Annotated in this window: 16 protein-coding genes; 4 read left to right on the top strand and 12 right to left on the bottom strand. The window is 60.3% G+C overall.

Translation table 11 applies throughout. The features are described from left to right. Positions 1–32: 32 nt before the first annotated feature. The 9 genes from BLU25_RS03465 to BLU25_RS03425 form a co-directional block, all read right to left on the bottom strand. Complete coding sequence (locus tag BLU25_RS03465) at positions 33–506, bottom strand: YbaK/EbsC family protein (RefSeq protein WP_016780992.1); 474 nt, start codon at positions 504–506, stop codon at positions 33–35. A 78-nt stretch (positions 507–584) separates the two neighbouring features. Beyond that, positions 585–1595, bottom strand: a complete 1011-nt coding sequence (locus BLU25_RS03460) for a zinc-dependent alcohol dehydrogenase family protein (protein ID WP_083369522.1) — start codon at positions 1593–1595, stop codon at positions 585–587. Between the two features lie 54 nt (positions 1596–1649). Then, complete coding sequence (locus BLU25_RS03455) at positions 1650–1946, bottom strand: ArsR/SmtB family transcription factor (protein WP_016780990.1); 297 nt, start codon at positions 1944–1946, stop codon at positions 1650–1652. 144 nt (positions 1947–2090) lie between these two features. Further along, complete coding sequence (locus BLU25_RS03450; RefSeq protein ID WP_016780989.1) at positions 2091–2558, bottom strand: MaoC family dehydratase; 468 nt, start codon at positions 2556–2558, stop codon at positions 2091–2093. Then, entirely contained in the window at positions 2555–4192 is a 1638-nt protein-coding gene (locus tag BLU25_RS03445; protein ID WP_016780988.1) for an AMP-binding protein, read from the bottom strand. Before BLU25_RS03445 ends, BLU25_RS03450 begins: the two co-directional genes overlap by 4 nt. A 29-nt stretch (positions 4193–4221) precedes the next feature. Continuing rightward, complete coding sequence (locus BLU25_RS03440) at positions 4222–5607, bottom strand: GntP family permease (protein ID WP_016780987.1); 1386 nt, start codon at positions 5605–5607, stop codon at positions 4222–4224. Between the two features lie 114 nt (positions 5608–5721). Beyond that, positions 5722–8778 carry an efflux RND transporter permease subunit gene (locus BLU25_RS03435; protein WP_016780986.1) on the bottom strand — a complete coding sequence of 1019 codons (3057 nt, stop codon included), beginning with the start codon at positions 8776–8778 and terminating at the stop codon, positions 5722–5724. Between the two features lie 9 nt (positions 8779–8787). Further along, complete coding sequence (locus BLU25_RS03430; protein ID WP_085984382.1) at positions 8788–9900, bottom strand: efflux RND transporter periplasmic adaptor subunit; 1113 nt, start codon at positions 9898–9900, stop codon at positions 8788–8790. 112 nt (positions 9901–10012) lie between these two features. After that, a complete protein-coding gene (locus BLU25_RS03425; RefSeq protein WP_016780984.1) occupies positions 10013–11566 on the bottom strand; it encodes an efflux transporter outer membrane subunit in 1554 nt (517 codons plus the stop codon). A gap of 229 nt (positions 11567–11795) precedes the next feature. Here BLU25_RS03425 and BLU25_RS03420 point away from each other — a divergent pair, with 229 nt between their 5' ends. Beyond that, a complete protein-coding gene (locus tag BLU25_RS03420) occupies positions 11796–12470 on the top strand; it encodes a dTMP kinase (protein ID WP_016780983.1) in 675 nt (224 codons plus the stop codon). Positions 12471–12514: 44 nt separating this feature from the next. Here BLU25_RS03420 and BLU25_RS03415 read toward each other — a convergent pair whose 3' ends face one another. Continuing rightward, the gene (locus BLU25_RS03415) at positions 12515–13480 is read right to left on the bottom strand and encodes an endonuclease (RefSeq protein ID WP_016780982.1); all 966 of its coding nucleotides are present in this window, start codon (positions 13478–13480) and stop codon (positions 12515–12517) included. Positions 13481–13614: 134 nt separating this feature from the next. Next, the gene (locus BLU25_RS03410) at positions 13615–15438 is read right to left on the bottom strand and encodes an NAD(P)/FAD-dependent oxidoreductase (RefSeq protein ID WP_016780981.1); all 1824 of its coding nucleotides are present in this window, start codon (positions 15436–15438) and stop codon (positions 13615–13617) included. Positions 15439–15682: 244 nt separating this feature from the next. Between BLU25_RS03410 and BLU25_RS03405 the strand changes: the two genes are divergently transcribed. The 3 genes from BLU25_RS03405 (at position 15683) to BLU25_RS03395 (ending at position 19849) form a co-directional block, all read left to right on the top strand. Continuing rightward, a complete protein-coding gene (locus BLU25_RS03405; RefSeq protein WP_016780980.1) occupies positions 15683–17578 on the top strand; it encodes a sigma-54-dependent Fis family transcriptional regulator in 1896 nt (631 codons plus the stop codon). Between the two features lie 223 nt (positions 17579–17801). Then, a complete protein-coding gene (locus BLU25_RS03400; protein WP_016780979.1) occupies positions 17802–19172 on the top strand; it encodes a metal-dependent hydrolase family protein in 1371 nt (456 codons plus the stop codon). 29 nt (positions 19173–19201) lie between these two features. Then, a complete protein-coding gene (locus tag BLU25_RS03395) occupies positions 19202–19849 on the top strand; it encodes a glutathione S-transferase family protein (RefSeq protein ID WP_016780978.1) in 648 nt (215 codons plus the stop codon). A gap of 98 nt (positions 19850–19947) precedes the next feature. Here the strand turns inward: BLU25_RS03395 and BLU25_RS03390 are convergent, their stop codons facing one another. Beyond that, positions 19948–21531, bottom strand: a complete 1584-nt coding sequence (locus BLU25_RS03390) for an aldehyde dehydrogenase (NADP(+)) (protein WP_016780977.1) — start codon at positions 21529–21531, stop codon at positions 19948–19950. Positions 21532–21540: the final 9 nt, after the last annotated feature.

Genomic DNA, 21540 nt, shown 5'->3' with positions numbered 1-21540 from the left:
CAGATGCCTGTTCCAGAGCCTTCGCTGTGAACTCAGGCGGCCGGCAGGGGCTGGCAGACATCGACCCATTGCGCCTTGACCAGATCGGCCATGCGCGTCGGGCAAATCTTCACCGCTGTATGCGTGGCGCCGGCGGCGGGCATGACTTCACTGAAGCTTTGCAGGGAAATATCGCAGTACACCGCCAGATCGGTGGCCAGGCCGAATGGGCAAACACCCCCCACCGGGTGGCTGGTCAAGGCAACGACCGTTTCGGCATCAAGCATTTTGGCTTTGCTGCCCAAGGCGTCCTTGATTTTTTTGTTGTCGATACGTGCGTCACCCCGTGCCACGAGCAACACGTTGCGTTCACCCACCCGAAAGGCCAGGGTCTTGGCAATTTGCCCGGGCTCCACGCCGTGGGCCTCGGCGGCCAGCGCGACAGTTGCGGTGCTGGTGGCCAATTCGATGATGTGCAGGTCGGGGGCGTTGGCGTGAAAAAATGCGCGTACGGATTCAAGGCTCATCAGGCTCACTCTCTGGGCAAAAGCCTGAATCTAGAGAAGCCGATGGCGCACTGTCAATGCGCCATCGGCGAGGGTGGGTCAGATGTCCAGAATGATCTTGCCGAAGTGCTGATTGGTTTCCTGGTACTTGAACGCTTCGACGATGTCGGTAAGCGGGAAGTGGCGATCAATTACGGGGCGCATGCCATTGGCATCGATGGCCCGGATCATCGCCTGCTGCTGGCTGCGGCTGCCGACCAGCACACCTTGCAGGCGCACTTGCTTGATCAGCATCGGTACAAAGTCCATCGCCCCGGTGACGCCGCTGAGGATACCGATGATCGAGATATGCCCGCCCACCCGGATGGCAATCATCGACTGCTCCAGGGTTGCCGGGCCGCCGACTTCAATGATGTGATCGACACCGCGCCCGCCGGTCAGGGCCAGGGCGGTTGCGCCCCACTGGCTGTCCTTGCGGTAGTTGATCACATGGTCGGCGCCCATCGCCTTAAGACGCTCCAGTTTTTCGTCACTGGAGGAGGTCGCAATCACGGTGGCACCCGCCATCTTGGCAAATTGCAGGGCGAAGATCGACACACCGCCGGTGCCTTGCACCAGAACCGTGTCGCCCGGCTTGAGCGAGTCGTCGGCCATCAGCGCACGCCAGGCGGTGAGGCCGGCGGTGGTCAGGGTCGCTGCTTCGGCATGGCTCCAGCGGGCCGGGGCGTGGGTAAACGATGCGGCGCTGGCGGTGACCTGCTCACGGGCATAGCCGTCAATGCCGTCACCCGGCACGGTGACAAAACCTTCTACCAGCGGGGTGCCGTCTATCCACTGCGGGAAGAAGGTGCTGACTACCGAATCGCCGACCTTGAATTCACTCACATCCGTGCCTACGGCAATCACTTCACCCGCGCCATCGGCCATCGGGATACGCTCTTCGCTCGGCCCCCACATGCCGCTAACCACCGCAAAGTCGTGATAGTTCAGCGAGTTGGCATGCAAACGCACCGTGATTTCACCGGCACCTGGCGCAGGCGCTTCGCTGTGGCCGACCACTACATTCTGATAGCCGCCGCCGGGTTTGACGAAGATTGCTTTAGTGCTCATGGGGCTTCCTCATGTTTTTACATTGCGCGAAATAACGAAATGTATAGGTAAAAATTACAACTCGATTTTCAGCCTAGCCGCAAAGTCATTAATCGCCTGCTCATTGCGTCGGTAGTAAGTCCACTTGCCGATACGCGTGGTCAGAACGAACCCGGCGCGCTGCAAAATGGCCAGATGCGCCGACGCGGTAGAAGGCGACAGGCCGGCCTTGTGCTGCAAATGGGTGACGCACACACCGATCGCAGGATCACCGTGGTCCTGGGGCGGGAAATTGCTGAGCGGGTCTTTGAGCCACTCCATCATTTGCATGCGAGTGTCATTGCCCAGGGCTTTGAGCTGTTCGAGAATCATGGAGGGGATGCTACGCTTTTTTACGAAATGTTCAAGGCTCCAGGTGTGGAGGGCGCAGAGTCGGCTCAAGGGCTGCCCAGGCCTGCAACTGACCTGAGCTGGCGCCTTGAGGCAGCAGCACAGGCCCGCCTGGCCGCGTGCGGTTTACCCGCCTGCCTGCACCACGTCGAGCAGGGCACGGTTACTGAGCAGAATCTTGCCGCTGGCCTCGGCGATCTGTTCGCCGCGCTGGTTGCTGCACTCGCCGCGCAGCACGGCAATGCCACCATTGCTGCGGGGTTTGTCCAGGGTCTGGGTGATGGTCCATTGCACGCTGAGGGTGTCGCCAGCGAACACCGGGGCGACAAACCGGCAATTGTGCTCAAGGTAGGCCACGGCGGTGCCGTAGAAGTACATGCCGATGGAGGCCGACATAAAAGCGCTGGTCATCGGGCCGTGGAGGATCGGGCGGCCAAAACGGCTGTTGGCGCAGAATTCGGCATCGCTGTGCAGCGGGTTGAAATCGCCAAACATGCCGCAGGCCCGGCTGATATGGGATGCATCAATGGTCAGTGACTGGCCAAAGGTTTCGCCTTCACTGATTTCGTCGAATGCCTTGCCTAGAAAGTTCATGTATCAAGCTCCATTGCAGTGCGTTGTTCTTCAAGCTCGCGCAGGGCCTTGCGGATGATTTTGCCGGTGGTGGTCATGGGCAGTTCATCGAGAAACTCAATTTCCCGCGGGTACTCATGGGCGGCGAGCTGGGCGCGGACATGGGCCTGCAGCTGGCGCACGGTATCGTCGCTGGCGGCGTAGCCGTGGTTGAGCACGACAAAGGCCTTGACCACTTCCGTGCGTATCGGGTCTTTCTTGCCGATGGCCGCGGCCAGTTTTACCGCCGGATGCTTGATCAGGCAGTCTTCAATCGGGGTGGGGCCAATGCGGTAGCCGGCGCTGGTGATAACGTCATCATTGCGCCCGAGAAAGTAGATATAGCCGTCGTCATCCATCGAGCCCTTGTCGCCGGTCACCAGCCAGCCATTGAGGTATTTGTCCTCGGTGGCCTGGCTGTTTTCCCAATAGCGCAGCATCTGGCTGCCGTTGGGCGTGGCCACGGCAATATGCCCTGAGCCACCTGCGGGCACGACCACGCCATAGTCGTCGACGATGGCCACGTTGAAACCCTCGACTGCACGGCCTATGGCGTGGGCACGGTAGATGCCCTGGCTGGCGCAGGAGGACACCACCAGGTTGCATTCAGTCTGGCCGTAGAATTCGTTGATGCGCACCCCCAGTGCATGATCGCCCCAGGCCAGCAGCTCATCACCCAGGGACTCGCCGCCACTGGCCACTGAACGCAGCGCCAGTGGCCAGCGCTGGCGCGGGTTTTCCACGCTGCGCAGCAGCTTGAGCGCGGTGGGCGGGAAGAACACATTTTTGATCTGCAAGTTAGCGATCAGCTCGAACACGTCTTCGGCGACAAATTTGTCGGCCCGGTAGGCCACCACGGGCACACCGTGGTACCAGGCGGGCAACAGCACGTCGAGCAAACCGCCGATCCATGCCCAGTCCGCCGGGGTCCACATGCGGTCGCCAGGCTGGGGGAAGTCGTCATGGGAGCTGCATACCCCCGGCAGGTGGCCAAGCAGCACGCGATGGGCATGCAGCGCGCCCTTGGGGTGGCCGGTGGTGCCGGAGGTGTAGATGATCAGGGCCGGGTCCTGGGCTGCGGTGTCGAGGGTCTCGAAACGGTCGCTCTGGCGCTTGAGCTGGGTGTGATAATCCAGCACATCGGAACGCTGCGCGGGAGCATCGATGACATAGCACAGCTGCAATTGCGGCAGGTTGGCGCGTACCCCGTCGATCTTGTGCAGGCCGCTCAGATCGGTGATCAGCCCGCGCATGCCGCAGTTCGACGCGCGATGTTCGATGGCATCGCTGCCGAACAGCTTGAACAGCGGCACTGCGATGGCACCCAGCTTGTACAGGGCAATATGCGCGGTGCCGGCCTCCAGCCCCTGTGGCAGCATGATCCCGACCCGGTCCCCCGCCTGCACACCGTGTTCACGCAGGCTATTGGCCAGGCGGTTGGCGTGCTGTTGCAGGGTTGCAAAACTGTGGTGGTGTACCGAACCATCGGCGTTTTTTTCGATGATCGCAATGCGTGCGGGGTCCTCTGCCCAGCGGTCGCAGCAGGCCCGGGCAATATTGAAACGCTGCGGGGCATCCCATTGCGGGTAGCGGGCAGAGACGTGCGCTGTGTGCATGGTCGAGTCCTTGTTGTTATGCGCCATGATCAGAAGCTGCCGAACGTTGAACCCAGCACCATCACCACCAGCAAGGCGGTCATGGGCACAACGGTCGTCATCATGAAAATTTGCGGATATGACTGGCGATGGGTGAGATTGCAAATCGCCAGTAAGGTGATCACCGCGCCCGAATGGGGCAGGGTGTCCAGGCCACCGGCAGCAATGGTGGCGACCCGGTGGAACAGATCCGGGCTGATGCCGGCGGCCTCGATCATGCGCAGATAGTCACTGCCCAGGGTACGGAAGGCGATGCTCAGGCCGCCGGACGAAGAACCGGTGATGCCCGCCAGCACGTTCATGCTCAGCACGGCGGAAATCAGCGGGTGCTCCGGCGAGATATTGAGGATGGTGTCCTTGATGACCGCAAACCCGGCCATGCCGGCGATCACTGCGCCGTAAGCCACTTCCGAGGCGGTGTTGAAGATTGGCAGCAGTGCGCCAATGGTGCCCTTGTTGATAGTGACCGTGAGGTTGTCCCAGCGCCGCCAGTTGAGCAGGATCACAAAGACGATCGCACACATCAGTGCCAGCAGCACCGACCACAGGCCTACGACGCTCAGCGGGTCGATATTGCCAAAGCGTTCTTCACGCAACACGCTGAGGTCCAGCGCAGGCAGGATCCAGTAGCTGAAGGCCGCGTTAAGGCCGATCACCACAATAATCGGCAGCAGGGCGACCAGCAGCCCGGGCCTTTTGACCCCGTCACTGGCCGGTATTTCGTCGTCGTGGGGGCCGTAGCCTTCACCGTTGGCCATGGCCTTGCGGGCCCGTGACTGCAGCAGCCAGCTGCCCATCCAGAGCATGACGATCGAGGCAATAATGCCCAGGCCCGGGGCGGCAAAGGTGGTTGTGCCCAGATACGCGGTTGGAATCGAGTTCTGGATCGACGGCGCGCCCGGCAGCGCGGTCATAGTGAAGGTAAAGGCCCCCAGCGCGATGGCGGCAGGCATGTAACGTTTTGGCGTGCCGGACTCACGAAAAATCGCGGCGCCGATGGGGTATACGGCAAAGGCCACCACAAACAGCGACACGCCCCCGTAGGTCAGCAGTGCGCAGGCCAGGACCACGGTGAGAATGGCATGGCGATGGCCCAGTTTGCGCATAAACCAGTCAGCGATGGTATGCGCCGCCCCGGAGTCGGCGACCAGCTTGCCGAACAGGGCACCGAGGATGAACAGGGGGAAAAATTTGATCACATACAGCCCCAGCTCTTTCATGAACAGCTGGGTATAGGTGGGCATGATATCGGCGGCGGCGCCGCTGAGCAGAACCGCCAGGGCGGCCATCAGCGGTGCCAGGATCAACACCGTCACGCCCCTATAGGCGAGAAACATCAACAACAGAAGGGATATCAGTATCGCCATCGTGCTCATGGGTGACTCTCTTATAATTATTGTTTTGGTAAACGGGGTCGGGATGGCTTCCGTTTACGTTTGCGTCAACCTAGAGCACGTATGCGAACCTGTCAACCTTGCCCCCCGTATTCATCAGGCGTGCGGGTCGGTCGATGGCTGTGCCGCCTGGAGGTGATGGCTGGAACCGATAAACAGGTACATCGCCGGCACCATAAACAGCGTCAGCAGGGTGCCGATGGACAGCCCGGCGAAGATCACCAGGCCCATGTCATGGCGCCCTGCAGCGCCGGCGCCGGAAGCCCACACCAGTGGCACTACGCCCAGTACCATCGCAGCCGTGGTCATCAGGATCGGCCGCAGACGCACGCCGGCGGCTTCCTCAATGGCCTCACGCTTGCTGCGGCCAGCGCGTTGCAGTTCATTGGCAAACTGCACGATCAGGATCCCGTGCTTGGTGATCAAGCCCAGCAATGTCACCAGGCCCACCTGGGTATAAACATTGATCGAGGCAAAGCCCATGGTGATAAAGGCCAGCGCACCAAACAGTGCTGGCGGCACCGAGAACAGGATCACCACCGGATCGCGAAAGCTTTCGAACTGGAAGGCCAGCGCCAGGTAGACGATCAAAATCGAAAACAGCAGCAAGCCGACAAAACCACCGGACTCCTGGATGAACTGACGCGACTCACCGGAAAAGTCCGAGGTGTAGCCGGAGGGCGCAATGTTGCTAAGAATGGTGTTGAGCTTCGCCAGCAACTCGCCCTGGGACACACCGCTGACGCCCGAGAGGGTCGCCGAGTTCAACTGCTGGAAGTGGTTGATCGACTCGGGTTGGGTCGAGGTCTCGATATGCGCCACGGTGCGCGCCGGGATCATGACCCCGGCGGGCGTGCGGATGTAGTAATCGAGAATCTGCCCGGGGTTGAGCCGGTCAACCTGCAGCACTTGCGGGATGACCTTGTACGAACGCCCGGCGGTGGAGAAGTAGTTTACGTAGTTGCCACCCAGAGCCGCGGACAGGGCGGCACCGACATCAGCCTGGGTCATGCCCAGTGCGGCAATTTTTTCCCGGTCGACCACCAGCCTGGCCTGCGGCTTGTCCAGTTTCAGGTCCATGTCGGCAAACCAGAACAGCTGTTGTTTCTGGGCCTCGGCCATCACCGCCTGCGCCACTTCATTGAGGTTTTCTACCGAGTCGGTGGTGGTGATCACAAACTGCACCGGCAAGCCCTGGGCGCCCGGTAACGAAGGCAATGGAAAGGCGGCGACGGTAGCCCCCGGCACTTGATTCCATTTTTTCTGCAGGTCCATGATCAGCTCGGCCTGGGAGCGTGTGCGTTCGTTCCAGGGCTTGAGCAAGACCCCGCCCAGGCCCTGATTGAGGGCCGGCAGCCCGGTCAACTGGAACATTTGCGCGTATTCAGGTTCCTTGTTGGCGATCTGGAACGCCTGGTCGGCGATGCGCTCCATCTGCTGGGGCGCAGCCGTCGGCGGGCCTTTGATCATCATGAACACCAGCCCCTGGTCCTCGGTCGGTGACAGTTCGCTCTTGGCGGTCATGCCACTGGCAGCAACCAGCACAAACAGGACAAAACCAAATATCACCAGCACCGGCCAGACGTCCAGGCCAGCTGACAGGACGCGATGGTAACGCCCGCGCAACCAGTCAAAACACTGATCGAGCCAGCGTGCGAAGCGACCTTCATCCTGCCCGGGTTTCAACAGCCGGGAGGTCATCATCGGCGACAGCGTCAAGGCCACCACCGCCGATACGGTTACCGCACCGGCCAGGGAAAAACAGAACTCCTTGAACAGTGCCCCCGTCAGGCCGCTGCGCAGCCCGATCGGTACATAGGCGGCAATCAACACGACGGTCATCGCGATAATCGGGCCGCCCAGTTCCCGCGCTGCCACCAGCGCGGCTTCAAATACGCCTTTGCCTTGCTCCTTGATATGCCGGTCGACGTTTTCCACCACGATAATCGCGTCGTCCACCACCAGGCCAATGGCCAGAACCAGTGCCAGCAAGGTCAGCAGGTTGATCGAATAACCCAGCAGGTACATGACAAAGAAGGTACCGACCAACGACAGCGGTATCGCCACCAGCGGCACGATCACCGCGCGCAATGAGCCGAGGAACAGGTAGATGACCACAGACACGATGACCATGGCTTCCGCCAGGGTCTTGACCACCTCGACAATGGACGTGTTGATGAACGCCGTGGAGTCATAGACGATTTCGCCGCGCACGCCGGCAGGCAATTGCGCCTGCAGTTCAGGGAAGGCGTTGCGCACGCTGGTGGCGACGCTGAGGATATTGGCATTGGGCGCGGCCTTGATACCGATAAACACCGAACGCTTGCCGGAAAACGCCACGCTGCTGTCGTAGCTTTCTGCGCCCAGGGTCACGGTCGCGACATCTTCCAGGTACACCAGGGCATCCTGGTTGTTCTTGATCACCAGCCGTTTGAACTCATCCACCGTGTGCAAGTCGGTCCCTGCGGTCAGGTCGACTGTGACCATCTGCCCGCGGGTCGAGCCGACGGCAGACAGGTAGTTATTGTTGGCCAGGGCCGTGGCTACGTCCTGGGCGCTGACGTCATGGGCGGCCAGTTTGTCCGGATCCAGCCAGGCGCGCAGGGCGAACTGGCGCCCGCCGAGGATTTCTGCGGTTTGCACGCCCTGGATCGAGTCGAGCTTGGGTTTGACCACCCGTACCAGGTAATCGGTGATGTTATTGGTGGGCAGGGTGTCGCTGTAGAACCCCAGGTACATGGCATCCGTGGTTTGCCCGACGGCAACCGACAGCACCGGCTCCTGGGCCTGGGCCGGTAGCTGGTTCTTCACCGAGTTGACCTGGGTGTTGATCTCGGTCAGGGCCTTGCTGGCGTCGAAGTTCAGCCGCAGCGTGGCGGTAATGGTCGAGACCCCGGTAATGCTCGACGACGACAGATAATCGATGCCCTGGGCCTGCGCGATCGCCGACTCCAGGGGCTGGGTGATAAACCCGGCGACTGTGGCCGCATCGGCGCCGTAGTAGGCGGTTGTAATGGTCACCACCGCATTTTCGGTGCGTGGCCACTGGTTGACCGGCAACTCAAAGATCGAACGCAGCCCCAGGATAAGAATAAACAGCGAAACGACCACAGCCCAGACCGGGCGCTGAATAAAGGTATCGGTGAGCTTCATGGGTCACCTTCAGTGTTCTTGAGGCGTTGGTGCCGCATCGTTGAGCGGCGCAGCACTGTTATCGATGTGCACCGGCGAGCCATTTTTGAGTTTCATCTGGCCACTGGTGATCAACAGGTCGCCTTCCTTCACGCCGGACAGGATGGCGACCTGGTCGCCACGGGTCGGGCCGGTCTTGATAAAGGTCTGTTGCGCCGTAAGTACCTCTTCACCCTTGTCGTTCTTGCTCGACAACGCGATAAAAACGGTGGTGCCGTAGGGGTTATAGGTGACCGCTGTTTGTGGCACGGTCAGGTAGCGCAGCACCGCCCCCGAGTCGACAACCGCACGCGCAAACATGCCCGGCACCAGTTTTTTGCCGGGGTTGGCCACGCTGGCTTCGACCGTGATGTTGCGCGTGGTCGGGTCGAACCGGGTGTCGATGGTGCTGATGCGCCCCTTGAATGTCTGGTTGGAGAGGCCATCGGCGCTCACCGATACTGTTTGCCCGACGGCAATCGCTTCCAGTTGGGTCTGGGGCATGTTGAAGTCGATATAAATGGGGTCGAAGGTCTGCAGCGTGGCGATTTTGTCGCCCGGGTTGAGGTATTGCCCGGGGTTGACGGCGGTAATCCCGATACGCCCGGCAAAGGGGGCGCGAATGGTTTTTTTCGCCACCAGTGCGCGCTGCTGCTCTGCAGCGGCCAGCTTGGCTTTGAGGTCGGCGCTGTCGCTGTCCACTTGTGCCTGGGACACGGCGTTGACCGCCAGTTGCGCACGGTCACGCTTGAGGACGATGGCGGCCAGGTCCGCGGTGGCTTCCAGCGAGTGCAGCAGGGCGATGTCCGAGTCGGCATTCAATTGCACAAGCAGCGCCTGTTCGGCCACTTCCTGGCCCGGGGCAAAGCCGATGCTGCGCACGATGCCGCCTACTTCGGTGGTCACATCAACCCCGCGCACGGCCTTTATCGAGCCGATGGCGGAGACCGTTGGCTGCCAGTCGTCGAACGGTACCTTCAGGGCCGTGACTACGGCGGCGGGCAAGGGCTGTTTCGACTGGGCGATCAGGGCTGAAATCTGGGTGAACTTGACCCCGGCGATGATCGCCACGATAACCAGCACCACCACGATCATGATGATCATCGGCCGCCACAGCCGACGCTTGCGCGGGCCGCCGGGTGCAGTGGGCTGGGGAGGCAGGGCAGAGGCAGTCTTGTCATCAGCCATGGGGGTACTCGCTGTTTCAGTGAGCCGGTCAGTCGAACCGGGTGGGGGCGGCAGGCATGGTCTTGTTATGGGCCGGCATCAGTTCTTCCCGGGTTGGCAGGCCGAAGCGGTCAGGGTGACCCTTGCTGCCAGGGTCAACGTCGCGGCGGTTCCACCAGCCACCGCCCAGCGCCTGGAACAGCGCTGCGCTGTCGCTGTAGCGCACGGCCTGGGCCTGGACCCGGGTGAGCACGGTGTTCTGGTAGGTTTGCTGCGCCGTGAGCAGGTTGATATAAGCCACCGCACCCAGGCGGTACTGCGCCTGCACCAGCGCAAGGCTGGCCTGGGCCGAGCGTTCTGCGGCCACTTGCTGCTTGAGTGCCTCGGCATCGGCCTCCAGCGCCCTGAGCACGTTGGCCACATCCTGGAACGCAGTAATCACCGTACCCCGGTACTGCGCCGCCGACTGGTCATACGCCGCCACCGCCGCCCGTTTGCGGTGTTCAAGCGCACCGGCATCGAACAGCGGCTGGGCGATGGCCCCGGCCAGGCTCCACACGCCCGAGCCTGCGGAAAACAGCGTGTTGCCACTGGCCACCGTGGAACCCAATGAGCCGGTGATGCTGAACTGTGGCAATTGATTGGCCACCGCCACGCCAATATTGGCACTCGCCTCATGCAGTTGCGCCTCAGCGGCACGCACGTCCGGGCGCTGGCTGACGAGTGCCGAGGGCAGGCTCACCGGCAATTCTTGTGGCAGATGCAGAGAGACCAGGTTGAAACGCTCGCCCTTGTCCTGATTGGGGAACCTGCCCAGGTAGGCCATCAACTGGTTACGGGTTTGCGCCAACTGCTTTTGCAACGGTGCCAGCGTCGCGCGGGTTTGCGCCAGGGCGGTTTGCTGGGTCAGCACATCGGTATCGGCAATAGCGCCGAGGCGTCGCTGCGCCTGCAGCAGGTCGAGCTGGTCGCTTTGTAGCTGGATGATTTGCCCGGTCGCCGCGATCTGGTCGCGCAGGGACGCCAGGTTCACCGCAGTATTGACCACATTGGTGGACAGCGTGAGGTAGGTGGCCTCCAGCGCAAAGCGTTGGTATTGGGCTTGCGCCGTGGACGATTCGATTTGCCGGCGCGTACCGCCGAAGACATCCGGTGCATACGACACATTCAGGGATGCGGAGCTCAGGGTCAGAATCGGCGCAGACGCAGCGCCGGTACTGGCCCCGGAGACCTTCTCACGGGTTTTCGACAGGTTGGCGCCCACCGAGGGAAACAATGACGCCTGATCGGCATAGACCAGCTCATTGGCCTGACGCAAGGCTGCCTGGGCGGCGCTGACATCCGGGTTGGCGCGCAACGCCTCTTCGACCAGTGCGTTCAACTCCGGCGAGCGGAACAGCGTCCACCATTGCCCGGGGATGTCCATGCCGGCGATCAGCCGTTGCGCAGCGCCCCCTGCGCCAATATCAGCCTGCACGGTGCGGGTGAATGCCTGTTGTGCGTAGTCGGCATCCGCAGCCAGCTCGGGCCGCACGAAGTCCGGCCCCACGGTACAACCGGCGAGGGCAATCAACAACAGGCTCAGCGGCAGGCGCCGGGACATCCAGCAGCCCTCCTGAAAGGGCACGCAGTGACTGGCTTCAAGTCACGTTGGCAGGTGGATTGAACGTTAATCCAAACCCGATGCAACCGCCAATAGAGGAAACTTTGCCCCGCAAGGGTTATGCGCGGCTCCAGGCTATCGGCTGCAGCGGCTGTGCCATCTATTTTGCGACCGGTTAGCCAGTAATCAGGTTAGAGTGCCCATCACCCAATCAATCGTTATGTGAAGAATGAATCGTGCGCTGTTTGTTTCTCTGGATGGGCCCAAGGGCGCCGGTAAAACCACACTGTTGGAAGCCGTCACCCAAGTACTGAGGGCAGACAACAAAAAGGTCATCCGGCTTTGCGAGAAAAAAAGCGATCCCGGTCGGGGTGCAACAATGGCCCTGGTGAACCAGCTCGTCAGATATCCCGACCGGGAATTGGAGTTACGGGTTTGCGAGCGCCTTGCCGATAGCCGTAGCTGGATTTCCCGGCACGTATTGGCTAGACAGCCCTCAGACAGCATCATCCTGATCGATCGCTGGTACCCGTCTGATGCCGCGTTTCGCCGGCTAACCCCGTTTGCAGAGATTCTGCAGTTGAATATCGATCGCAACGTGCAAGTCCCGGATCTGCATGTCGGGGTGGTCACGGCCCCTGAAATATCATGGGCGAGGGCCGCGGCACGGTCACGCGGGTTGGGCAGTACGGTGATGCATAAGCTGGAGGAACATGTCGCTTCTACTCAGGCGTTCGAACGGGCGATCACCGATCACGGCTGGGTTTTATGTCGTAATGAAGGAACCGTTGAAGTAGCAACGATGCAGGTGATTTCGCAGATCTATAGAGTGCTTCAATGCTCCGTAGACGAAGCTGGCTGCACCGGTGTTGATTCAGTTGAAATAGCCGTTGCGCGGAGCTGAACCGGCCTCATGAATTCGTGAGGCCGGTTTTCACCGAAAGGCAACTATTTGCAGTTGCCTGCCTTTCGATATCCCGCCGCCTGAGCCTCTGATTCAGAGCCGAAAGCTATCTGGTTTTTCGCGGACACCTGGGCATAACCAGGGCACCCCGTAGACAGGTGGTAGATCTGGCTCTTGCGGTTGCCCTTGATCGTAGTTGCGCCACTCGCACTCGCCAGGGTTGGCTGCACGGGTACACGTTGAGGATCAAGCGCAATGGCACTGACCACCCCGTCACCCACCGCCTTGTACCCTTGGCTCCATCGACGCTCGCCCGTTACGAAAGGATTGGAGTGCCCCATGACGGCTGCAATGCGCCGATCTCGCTCTTTCTCCCAGGACGACACCGGGTATTGCTTGTCCCAGGCCATCAGTAGCTGTTGCTGCTGACGAGACATGCTCAGCCGGTATCTGTCGAACATGTAAAAGGTGGTTCTGGCGACCAGCCCCTTGACCTCGTCACGCGGCTCCGCAGCACGTTGATCGAAATCAACCCGCGTCTTGCATTGCCCATACTGTGGCGCTACCCCGGTGGCCATGCCGTAGTTGAAATTACTGCGATCGCCATTCACCTCGCCAACAGAGGGGTAGAGGTTGAACAGATCGGCTTCCATCGCCCGGAATACGGGATCATCATCCACGCACTGTTTTCGCCCACCGTTCTGCCAGCATTGGCGTTGGTTACCGAAAGTCCAGGCAGGAACGATATGCTCCCATTCTGTGCGTTGCGCGCGGCTTTGTTGTTTCCTGGTTTGATAGCCGCAAGACTCGGCATCGATTCGGCCACCTGACTTGCCTACCCATGTCCATTTGCAGCCGCAATACAGCTCACCCGTAGCACTGTTGGCCTGGTCGAGATAGATCTTCTGCTTTGCGATGACCTTGGCTTCGGAAAATGTCGATGGAGGGCTTGAAAAGGCAGGGGTAATGACCGCGAGGGACAGCGCTACTACAGCAAGCAGTTTTTTCATTGGACAGCTTAAGTGTTTGAGAGAAAACACATTATACGCACGACTACATGGCCACCGATGGAGAACGAGAGGGCCTGGATGCTGCGTCCAGGCATTGTGCAGAGGCGCCCGGCCACGGCCGGGCGCCATTTGATTCACCCCGTATGGTGGCTCTTGGCAAGACCGTAGACGCAGGGGTTGAGCCCTTCGAAACGCGCTTTTAACTGCAACGCCAGATACAGCGAATAATGCCGTGACTGATGCAAGTTGCCACCGTGGAACCAGAGGTTTTCCTGCTGCGTCGGCTTCCACATGTTGCGCAGTTCGCCCTCGTACGGGCCGGGATCATTCGTGGTTCCAGACCCCAGGCCCCAGCAACGGCCGACCTTGTCCGCTACTTCCCGGGAAATCAGCTTCGCCGCCCAGCCATTCATTGAACCGTAGCCCGTGGCGTAGACGATCAGGTCTGCCGGCAGTCGACTGCCATCGGTGAGTACGACGGCATCGGCTTCGATACATTCGACGCCAAGGCCAGGTGCGCTCTTGAGCTTGATCGTACCGTCAGCGATCAGTTCGCTGGCGCCGACATCGATGTAGTACCCGGAACCACGGCGTACATATTTCATGAAAAGCCCGGACTCGTCGTCACCGAAATCGAGCATAAAGCCAGCCTTGGTCAGGCGCTCGTAGAAGTCCTTGTCGCGCTCCTTGATCGCGGCAAAGATGGGCTGATGAAAGCCTGGCATCACCTTGTACGGGATCGAGGCGAACAGCATGTCGGCCTTGTCCGTGGTCAAACCCGATTCCAGGGCATCTTCCGAGTAGAGCCCGCCGAAGACCAGTTCCATCAAGCTGTCGGAGCGCACGATATGGGTGCTGGAGCGTTGCACCATGGTCACCTCGGCGCCGTTCTCTACCAGGTCGGCGCAGATGTCGTGAGCCGAATTGTTCGCGCCGATGACCACCGCGCGCTTGCCGCTCCAGGCGTCGCCACCGGGATGGCGGCTGGAATGATACTGCTGGCCATTGAAAACCTCGGCTCCCGGATAACTTGGCACATTGGGTACGCCAGACATACCGGTGGCGAGAATCAGCTGGGTCGGTTGTAACGTCACACGTTCGCCATCACGCAGCACTTCAACCGTCCAGGTGCCGCTTTGCTCGTCAAAGCTGGCGCTGACGCATTCCGTACGCGGCCAGTAATTGAGCTCCATGACTTTGCTGTACATTTCCAGCCAGTCGCCAATCTGGTCTTTTGGGGTGAAGACCGGCCAGTGATCGGGGAAGGGCAGGTAAGGCATATGGTCGTACCAGACCGGGTCGTGCAGGCACAGCGACTTGTAGCGACCGCGCCATTGATCGCCAGGCCGGTCAGCCTTGTCGACGATCAGGGTAGGTACGCCCATTCGCTTGAGCCGCGCAGCGAGCCCCAGCCCCCCTTGGCCGCCGCCCACGATCAGGCAGTAGGGTTGCGTGGAGATACCCAGCGTTGCTTCTTCATCACGTCGACGCTCCTGCCAGTTGCGTTTGTCTGCGTGGGCGTGACCATGGCTGGCACCCATCGGGCGACGGCGACCGCTGGGCTCTTCAAATCCCTTGAGTTCCCGCATGGTCGTCAGCAGCGTCCAGCACAGGCCATTCTTCAGGCGTACATAGCCTTTACCTCGCGCCGCTTGTGTTTCCAGGCTGATCCAGCCTTCGAGCACACCGTTATTGAGCGTCGCTTCGCCTTCCACTTGCCACCGCTCAGGGCGCGTCTGGTCGAGGCGTGTTTCAAGCATCTCGCGGATGGCAGGCTTGCCCTCCAGGGTCAGCAGATTCCAGCTGAACAGCAGCAGGTCACGCCAGTGACACTCGCTGGCGAACAATTCCAGCGTGCCGTCCAGATCACGTTGGGCAAGACGCTCGTTGAGGCTTTCGACCCAGGCCGCAAGCTGAGCCGTTGGCGTGTGCAGAGGTGTTTCGACAGCGATGTTCATGGGGTTTCTCCCGATCTTGTTGTTTTGGTAACAACCAGACCAGAGCAAGGCCCGGGCCATCTTTGTCAAAGCCCCGTTGCAGAGCGGCGGCTGCTGTAATGCTCAGGCCCGGACGCGGATCTCTGTCACGTTTTTGGAAAGGGTGGATGACAGAGTGTCACCCGGTACGAAAAGCGCCCGTTGCGAGCTTTTGATATAAGCTGCAAACAGCCCCGTATCCTGACCGTAACGGAGAACAAGAATAATGAAACCGGCCTTGATCAACGCCCATGCACAACAAGTGCTACAAGCCGTGCAGGGCACTATCGCCAGCCACAGCCCCGATGCTGACCTGGCCATCACCCGATCCTGGCGCCGCTGCCTGGATCAGCATCAGCTCGACCCTGCCAGCCGCCGCGCACCCAACGTGCTTGAGCATCCACGCTTGCAGGACCACCGCGCGCCCCTGGAACACATCATCGCTGGCGCGCATTGGCAGATGGGCAACCTGCACCAGCAACTCGGCCGTGATGGCCACGTTGTGCTTCTCACCGATGCCCGCTGCGTAGCAATCGACAGTGTGTTCAACGAAACCGAGCGAGCGCAGCTTCAGCGTTCCGGGTTGTGGCTCGGATCGGTATGGAGTGAAGAATATGAAGGCACCAATGGGGTCGGCACCTGCCTGGTCGAGCGACAGCACGTCACCATCCGCCGTGATGAACATTTCCGTGGCAAGCATGTCGGTCTAACCTGTTCGGCAAGCCCGATATTTGATGCCAGTGGTGAGTTGCTGGCCGTGCTTAACCTCTCCTCTGTGCGGGATGACCTCAGCCTTCAGCAACATTTCCAGGCCGTGGCATTGACCCACCTGTCAGCCAGGCTGATTGAGAGCTGTTTTTTCCTGGGCCAGGATCCGCAGCGCTATTTGCTGCGTTTTCACCCTGAAGCTGGCTTCGTCGGGCTGCTGGGTGAAGGGCTGCTCAGTTTCGACGAGAGTGCCCGTATCTGTTCCATCAATCATGCTGCGCTGGATCTGCTGGGCCTCGGCCGTGACCAGGTGCTTGGGCAATCCCTGACCATGCTGCTGGAAACACCCGTCGATCAGTTGATGAGCCAGGCCAGCGCCCAGTCGAGTGTCTGTTGGCCAATGCGCCTGGTGGACGGACGCCTGTTCTACGCACAGTTGCGCGAACCCACGCAGCCGGCGCCTTTGGTCACGCCACCAGCGCCCATGATCAACGACGTGCATGTGTGCCTGGAAGACCCGCGCCTGCAACGCGGCTTTACCCGTGCAATACGTGTTCTGGAACATGACGTACCGGTGTTTTTACAAGGCGAAACCGGTACCGGCAAAGAAGCTTTTGCGGCAGCGCTGCACCGAGCCAGCGGCAGGGCGAAGCAGCCGTTTGTGGCGATCAACTGCGCGGCCATTCCGGAAACGCTGATCGAGAGCGAGTTGTTCGGTTATCGCGGCGGCAGCTTCACTGGCGCACGCAAGGACGGGATGATCGGCAAACTGGAGCAGGCCGATGGCGGCATCCTGTTTCTCGATGAGATCGCCGACATGCCACTGGCGTTACAGACTCGCCTGCTGCGAGTACTGGAGGAACGTCAGGTGGTGCCGCTCGGTGGCGCGACGGCACGTCCTCTTGACCTGCGCCTTATCAGTGCCAGTCACCAGGATCTGCATGCCTGTGTGGCCGAAGGGCGTTTTCGTGAAGATCTTTTTTACCGCATTGCCGGGTTCACCGTGCAGCTACCGCCGTTGCGCGACCGAGCAGACAAGGGCCGTTTGCTTGACCTTCTGCTGCTCGAAGAGAGCAAAGGTTCAAAAATTCGGCTGGAGGCGGGCGTCAGGGAGCGCCTGCTGAAACAACCCTGGCCGGGCAATGTCCGGCAACTGCGTACATGCCTGCGCACGCTGGTCGCCTTGTCGCTGGAGGGGCGTGTCACTCAAGACGACTTGACGGAGTTGCTACCGGCAGTACCCGTGACAGTCGCATTGGCCGAAGATCCACTTGGCGTATCCGAACGGCAGACGCTGCTGGCGTTGATCGAGGCAGAACATTGGCATATCGCCCATGTGGCAGCGCGCCTAGGGATTAGCCGCAATACGCTCTATCGCAAACTGCGCCACCACGGTATTTCACGGCCCGGTTGAAAGCAGCGTGACCTTGCCGCGTTAACAAGGAATGTGCGTTTTTCGATCCGTGTTTTTAATTCGATCTATAGTCTCTGTTCCCGAAAATGCTTACGGAACGCACGATATGAGGCTTAAATCGGCCAGGGCCAATGCGCGTTTTACACCTTGTCATCCTGTTGAACCTGAAGTACATGACCTGTGCACCTGTAGCTCGCCGGCTATACAGGATTTCCACGCCAGAATGATGCACGATCTGTCTCGACGTGACGTTTATGGCGGTATCAAACCCACAGCTGCGCAGCTTTCTCAAGTGCGCCCATCGAGTACTTCAGGGCAAGGTAACAACGCTGAACCCAGCGCGAGCACGCTGTTGCTCAAGAATCTTCGCTTGTTCAACGGCAGCGCTGTGCTCGACGATAGCGTCTGCATCCTGATCAAGGATGGCGTGATCGACTCACTGCTCCCCGCCAATACAGAGGTTGCAGGCGCCGTGGTTATCGACTGCGAGCGAAGGGTGGTGATGCCGGGGTTGATCGATGCCCATTGGCACACTACGTTAGCGGGCATCACGCAACTTGACGCCATGAGTGCAGACCCGGGCTATATCCATTTAATCGCCGCCCGCGAAGCAGAAAGCACCTTGATGCGCGGCTTTACCACGGTACGCGACCCTGGGGGTCCTTCGTTTGCATTGAAGCGTGCCATTGATGAGGGCGTTATTGCAGGGCCTCGCATTTATCCTTCCGGCGCCATGATTTCACAAACCTCAGGTCACGGTGATTTCAGGATGCGATCCGAGATTCCCCGCGGCTCACTCAGGCCACTGAGCGTGACTGAGCAACTGGGGGCTGCAGCCATAGCCGATGGCGATGCCGAAGTGCTCAGGCGGGCCAGAGAGCAGCTAATGCTCGGGGCATCACAGCTGAAACTGATGGCTGGGGGTGGCGTCGCGTCTACTTATGATCATCTCGATAGCACCCAGTTTCTGGAGTCGGAATTAAGAATGGCGGTTGAAGCCGCTGCCGATTGGGGCACCTATGTGATGGTGCATGCGTATACGCCCAGAAGTATCCAGCGTGCCATTCGCGCCGGGGTGAAATCGATCGAGCATGGCCAACTGGCGGATGAAGAAACCGTGCGCATGATGGCCGACAACGATATCTGGTGGAGTCTTCAGCCTTTCCTGCAGGATGAAGATGCCAGTGTTTACCCTGATCCTGTTCGGCGTGAGCGCCAGCGCGTGGTGGCTGAGGGCACCGCGAGGGCTTATGAATTTGCTCAGCGCTTCAATATAAAAACGGCCTGGGGGACTGATGTTTTATTTAATCCGCAAAAAACATCCACTCAGGGAAGACAGCTTGCAAAGTTGACCCGGTTTTACGCTGCGCACGACGTCGTGAACATGGCGACAAAGATGAATGGGGAACTGTTGGGACTGTCGGGCGCCCGTAATCCATATCCCGGTAAAATTGGCCGGATAGAAGCAGGTGCATTGGCCGATCTGTTGGTTGTCGAGGGTGACCCCACGGTAAGCCTGGCGTTTCTGGAGACCCCGGATGCAACCATCAGCCTGATCATGAAAGGCGGGAAAATATATAAAAAGAACTTCTAATCATCCACCCTAATCAGAGAGAGACTTTCATGATCACACTTCACCACCTCAACGCGTCCCGATCGCTGCGTATTCTTTGGCTTCTCGAAGAAATGGGAGAGCCTTATACCCTGGTTCGCTATCAGCGCGATCCTGCCACTCGTCTTGCTCCGGCTTCACTGAAAAACATTCACCCGCTGGGCAAGTCACCGGTGATTGAGCTGGACGGGCAGGTGCTGGTTGAATCCGGCGCCATCGTCGAATACCTGATCCGCCGGTTTGCGCCCCGGCTGGAACCCGCGTTCAGCTCACCGGATTACCTTCCGTACCTGCAATGGATTCACTTTGCAGAAAGCTCGGCGATGGTGCCGGTGCTACTCAAGCTGTTCACCCAGTTTGAGACCAATGCAGGGACTCAGCTCAAGTTCCTGGACGGCTACACCCGGACTGAGTTTGATAAAGTCCTGGGGTATCTGGACAGTGCGCTTGTGAACAAAACCTTTATTGTGGGGGACACATTGTCAGGGGCTGACTTTATGCTGGCCTTTGTTGCCATCACGGTGGTCGAACAGATGAAATGCGGGGCGCAATACCCGCATCTGCAGGCTTACCTGCAACGTCTGGCTGAACTGGACAGCTGGAAACGTGCATTGAAGCTTGAGCGTGAACTCGACGAACAGTCAGGGGGCTCGGAGTAGAAACTCTGGCCCGAGCAGGCACGCAGATGTAACGCAGACACCCTGGCATCTGCGCACATCATTGTGTGGTCTCGGCGATCCCCTCTGTTATGCCAGGATCAACCCAGCGAGCGGTCAGACAACTGGCCATCCACCAGGCGGTGAAGGCCCAGAGGGTTGGCGTTTTTCAATGCGTCAGGCAACAGGTTGTCGGGGTAGTTCTGGAAACACACCGGGCGCAGGAAACGATCGATCGCCAGGGTGCCCACGGAAGTGCCCCTGGCATCGGAGGTGGCCGGGTACGGTCCGCCGTGGACCATCGAGTCGCAGACTTCCACGCCGGTCGGGTAACCATTGAGCAGGATGCGTCCGACTTTCTGCTCCAGTAGCGCAGTCAATTCGCCGAACTGCTCAATGTCAGTCACTTCGCCGATCAAGGTGGCCGTCAGTTGGCCATGCAAGCTGTTTATCGCGGCACTGAGCTGAGCCTGATCCTCAACCTCAACCACCACGGTGCTTGGCCCGAAGACTTCTTCCTGCAACACTTCATCCCCTTCGAGCAACAGGCTGACATCAGCCTTGAACAGCTGCGGCCATGCCTGGTTGCCTTGCTGCGCCTGCCCGGCCAGGTGTTGGATAGCGTCATGGGCAAGCAACTTGTCCAGCCCCTCGCCGTAGCTGCGCAAGGTGCCGGGGTTAAGCATGGTCTGCGCGGGTTGCTCGCTGATTTGCCCGGCTAACTGGTCAATAAAGGTCGTGAATGCTGCCGAGCGCAGGCCAATGACCAGCCCCGGATTGGTACAAAACTGCCCGCAACCCTGCACAACCGAGGCGCACAGTTCGCGGGCGATGCTGGCGCCGCGTACCACAAGGGCCTGGGGCAGGACGATCACCGGGTTGATGCTGGACATCTCGGCAAACACCGGGATAGGCCGGGGGCGTGCCGCTGCCATGTCACACAACGCGCGGCCGCCCTTGAGCGAGCCGGTAAAGCCGACGGCATGAATTGCCGGGTGCTTGACCAGCGCCTCACCCACGCCAGCGCCGTAGATCATGTTAAAGACACCGGCGGGCATGCCGGTGCGTTCGGCGGCACGCAGCAAGGCATCGGCGACCCATTCTGCAGTAGCCATGTGCCCGCTATGGGCCTTGAACACGACCGGGCAGCCGGCTGCCAGTGCCGAGGCGGTGTCACCGCCCGCTGTGGAGAACGCCAAGGGAAAGTTGCTGGCGCCAAACACCGCCACCGGCCCCAGGCCAATGCGGTACTGACGCAAGTCGGGACGAGGCAGGGGAGTGCGATCCGGCAGTGCCTGATCGATGCGTGCGCCATAAAAATCACCACGGCGCAGCACCTTGGCGAACAGGCGCATTTGTCCGCTGGTGCGCCCGCGCTCACCCACAATACGACCCGCAGGCAATGCCGTTTCCCGGCAGACAACCGCCACGAAGTCATCGCCCAGGGCATCCAGCTCATCGGCGATCGCGTCCAGGAAGCTGGCGCGGCGCTCCGCACTCAAGCCGCGGTAGGCCGGGTATGCCGACGCCGCAGCCGCGGCGGCATGGTCAACCTCCTCGGCGGTGGCCTGGTGAAAGTCGTAGGCGAGGGCCTCGCCGGTGCTGGCGTCGACACTCTTGACGATGACGCTGCCCAGGGCGCTGCGTTGGCCACCGATGTAGTTGTGACCGAGAATCTGAGTCATTGGGGGTCT

It is taken from the genome of Pseudomonas fragi, assembly GCF_900105835.1.
GTDB lineage: Bacteria > Pseudomonadota > Gammaproteobacteria > Pseudomonadales > Pseudomonadaceae > Aquipseudomonas > Aquipseudomonas fragi.
The sequence above is the reverse complement of the archived record's forward strand: the minus strand, read 5'-3'. Positions and strand labels throughout refer to the sequence as shown.

Bases quoted from the DNA above. Each gene is read 5' to 3' on its own strand.
- BLU25_RS03425 (WP_016780984.1), bottom strand. From the start codon at position 11,566: ATGTCCCGGCGCCTGCCGCTGAGCCTGTTGTTGATTGCCCTCGCCGGT.
- BLU25_RS03450 (WP_016780989.1), bottom strand. From the start codon at position 2,558: ATGAACTTTCTAGGCAAGGCATTCGACGAAATCAGTGAAGGCGAAACC.
- BLU25_RS03405 (WP_016780980.1), top strand. From the start codon at position 15,683: ATGAAACCGGCCTTGATCAACGCCCATGCACAACAAGTGCTACAAGCC.
- BLU25_RS03400 (WP_016780979.1), top strand. From the start codon at position 17,802: ATGATGCACGATCTGTCTCGACGTGACGTTTATGGCGGTATCAAACCC.
- BLU25_RS03395 (WP_016780978.1), top strand. From the start codon at position 19,202: ATGATCACACTTCACCACCTCAACGCGTCCCGATCGCTGCGTATTCTT.
- BLU25_RS03410 (WP_016780981.1), bottom strand. From the start codon at position 15,438: ATGAACATCGCTGTCGAAACACCTCTGCACACGCCAACGGCTCAGCTT.
- BLU25_RS03440 (WP_016780987.1), bottom strand. From the start codon at position 5,607: ATGAGCACGATGGCGATACTGATATCCCTTCTGTTGTTGATGTTTCTC.
- BLU25_RS03455 (WP_016780990.1), bottom strand. From the start codon at position 1,946: ATGATTCTCGAACAGCTCAAAGCCCTGGGCAATGACACTCGCATGCAA.
- BLU25_RS03445 (WP_016780988.1), bottom strand. From the start codon at position 4,192: ATGCACACAGCGCACGTCTCTGCCCGCTACCCGCAATGGGATGCCCCG.
- BLU25_RS03420 (WP_016780983.1), top strand. From the start codon at position 11,796: ATGAATCGTGCGCTGTTTGTTTCTCTGGATGGGCCCAAGGGCGCCGGT.
- BLU25_RS03430 (WP_085984382.1), bottom strand. From the start codon at position 9,900: ATGATCATCATGATCGTGGTGGTGCTGGTTATCGTGGCGATCATCGCC.
- BLU25_RS03415 (WP_016780982.1), bottom strand. From the start codon at position 13,480: ATGAAAAAACTGCTTGCTGTAGTAGCGCTGTCCCTCGCGGTCATTACC.
- BLU25_RS03435 (WP_016780986.1), bottom strand. From the start codon at position 8,778: ATGAAGCTCACCGATACCTTTATTCAGCGCCCGGTCTGGGCTGTGGTC.
- BLU25_RS03465 (WP_016780992.1), bottom strand. From the start codon at position 506: ATGAGCCTTGAATCCGTACGCGCATTTTTTCACGCCAACGCCCCCGAC.
- BLU25_RS03460 (WP_083369522.1), bottom strand. From the start codon at position 1,595: ATGAGCACTAAAGCAATCTTCGTCAAACCCGGCGGCGGCTATCAGAAT.
- BLU25_RS03390 (WP_016780977.1), bottom strand. From the start codon at position 21,531: ATGACTCAGATTCTCGGTCACAACTACATCGGTGGCCAACGCAGCGCC.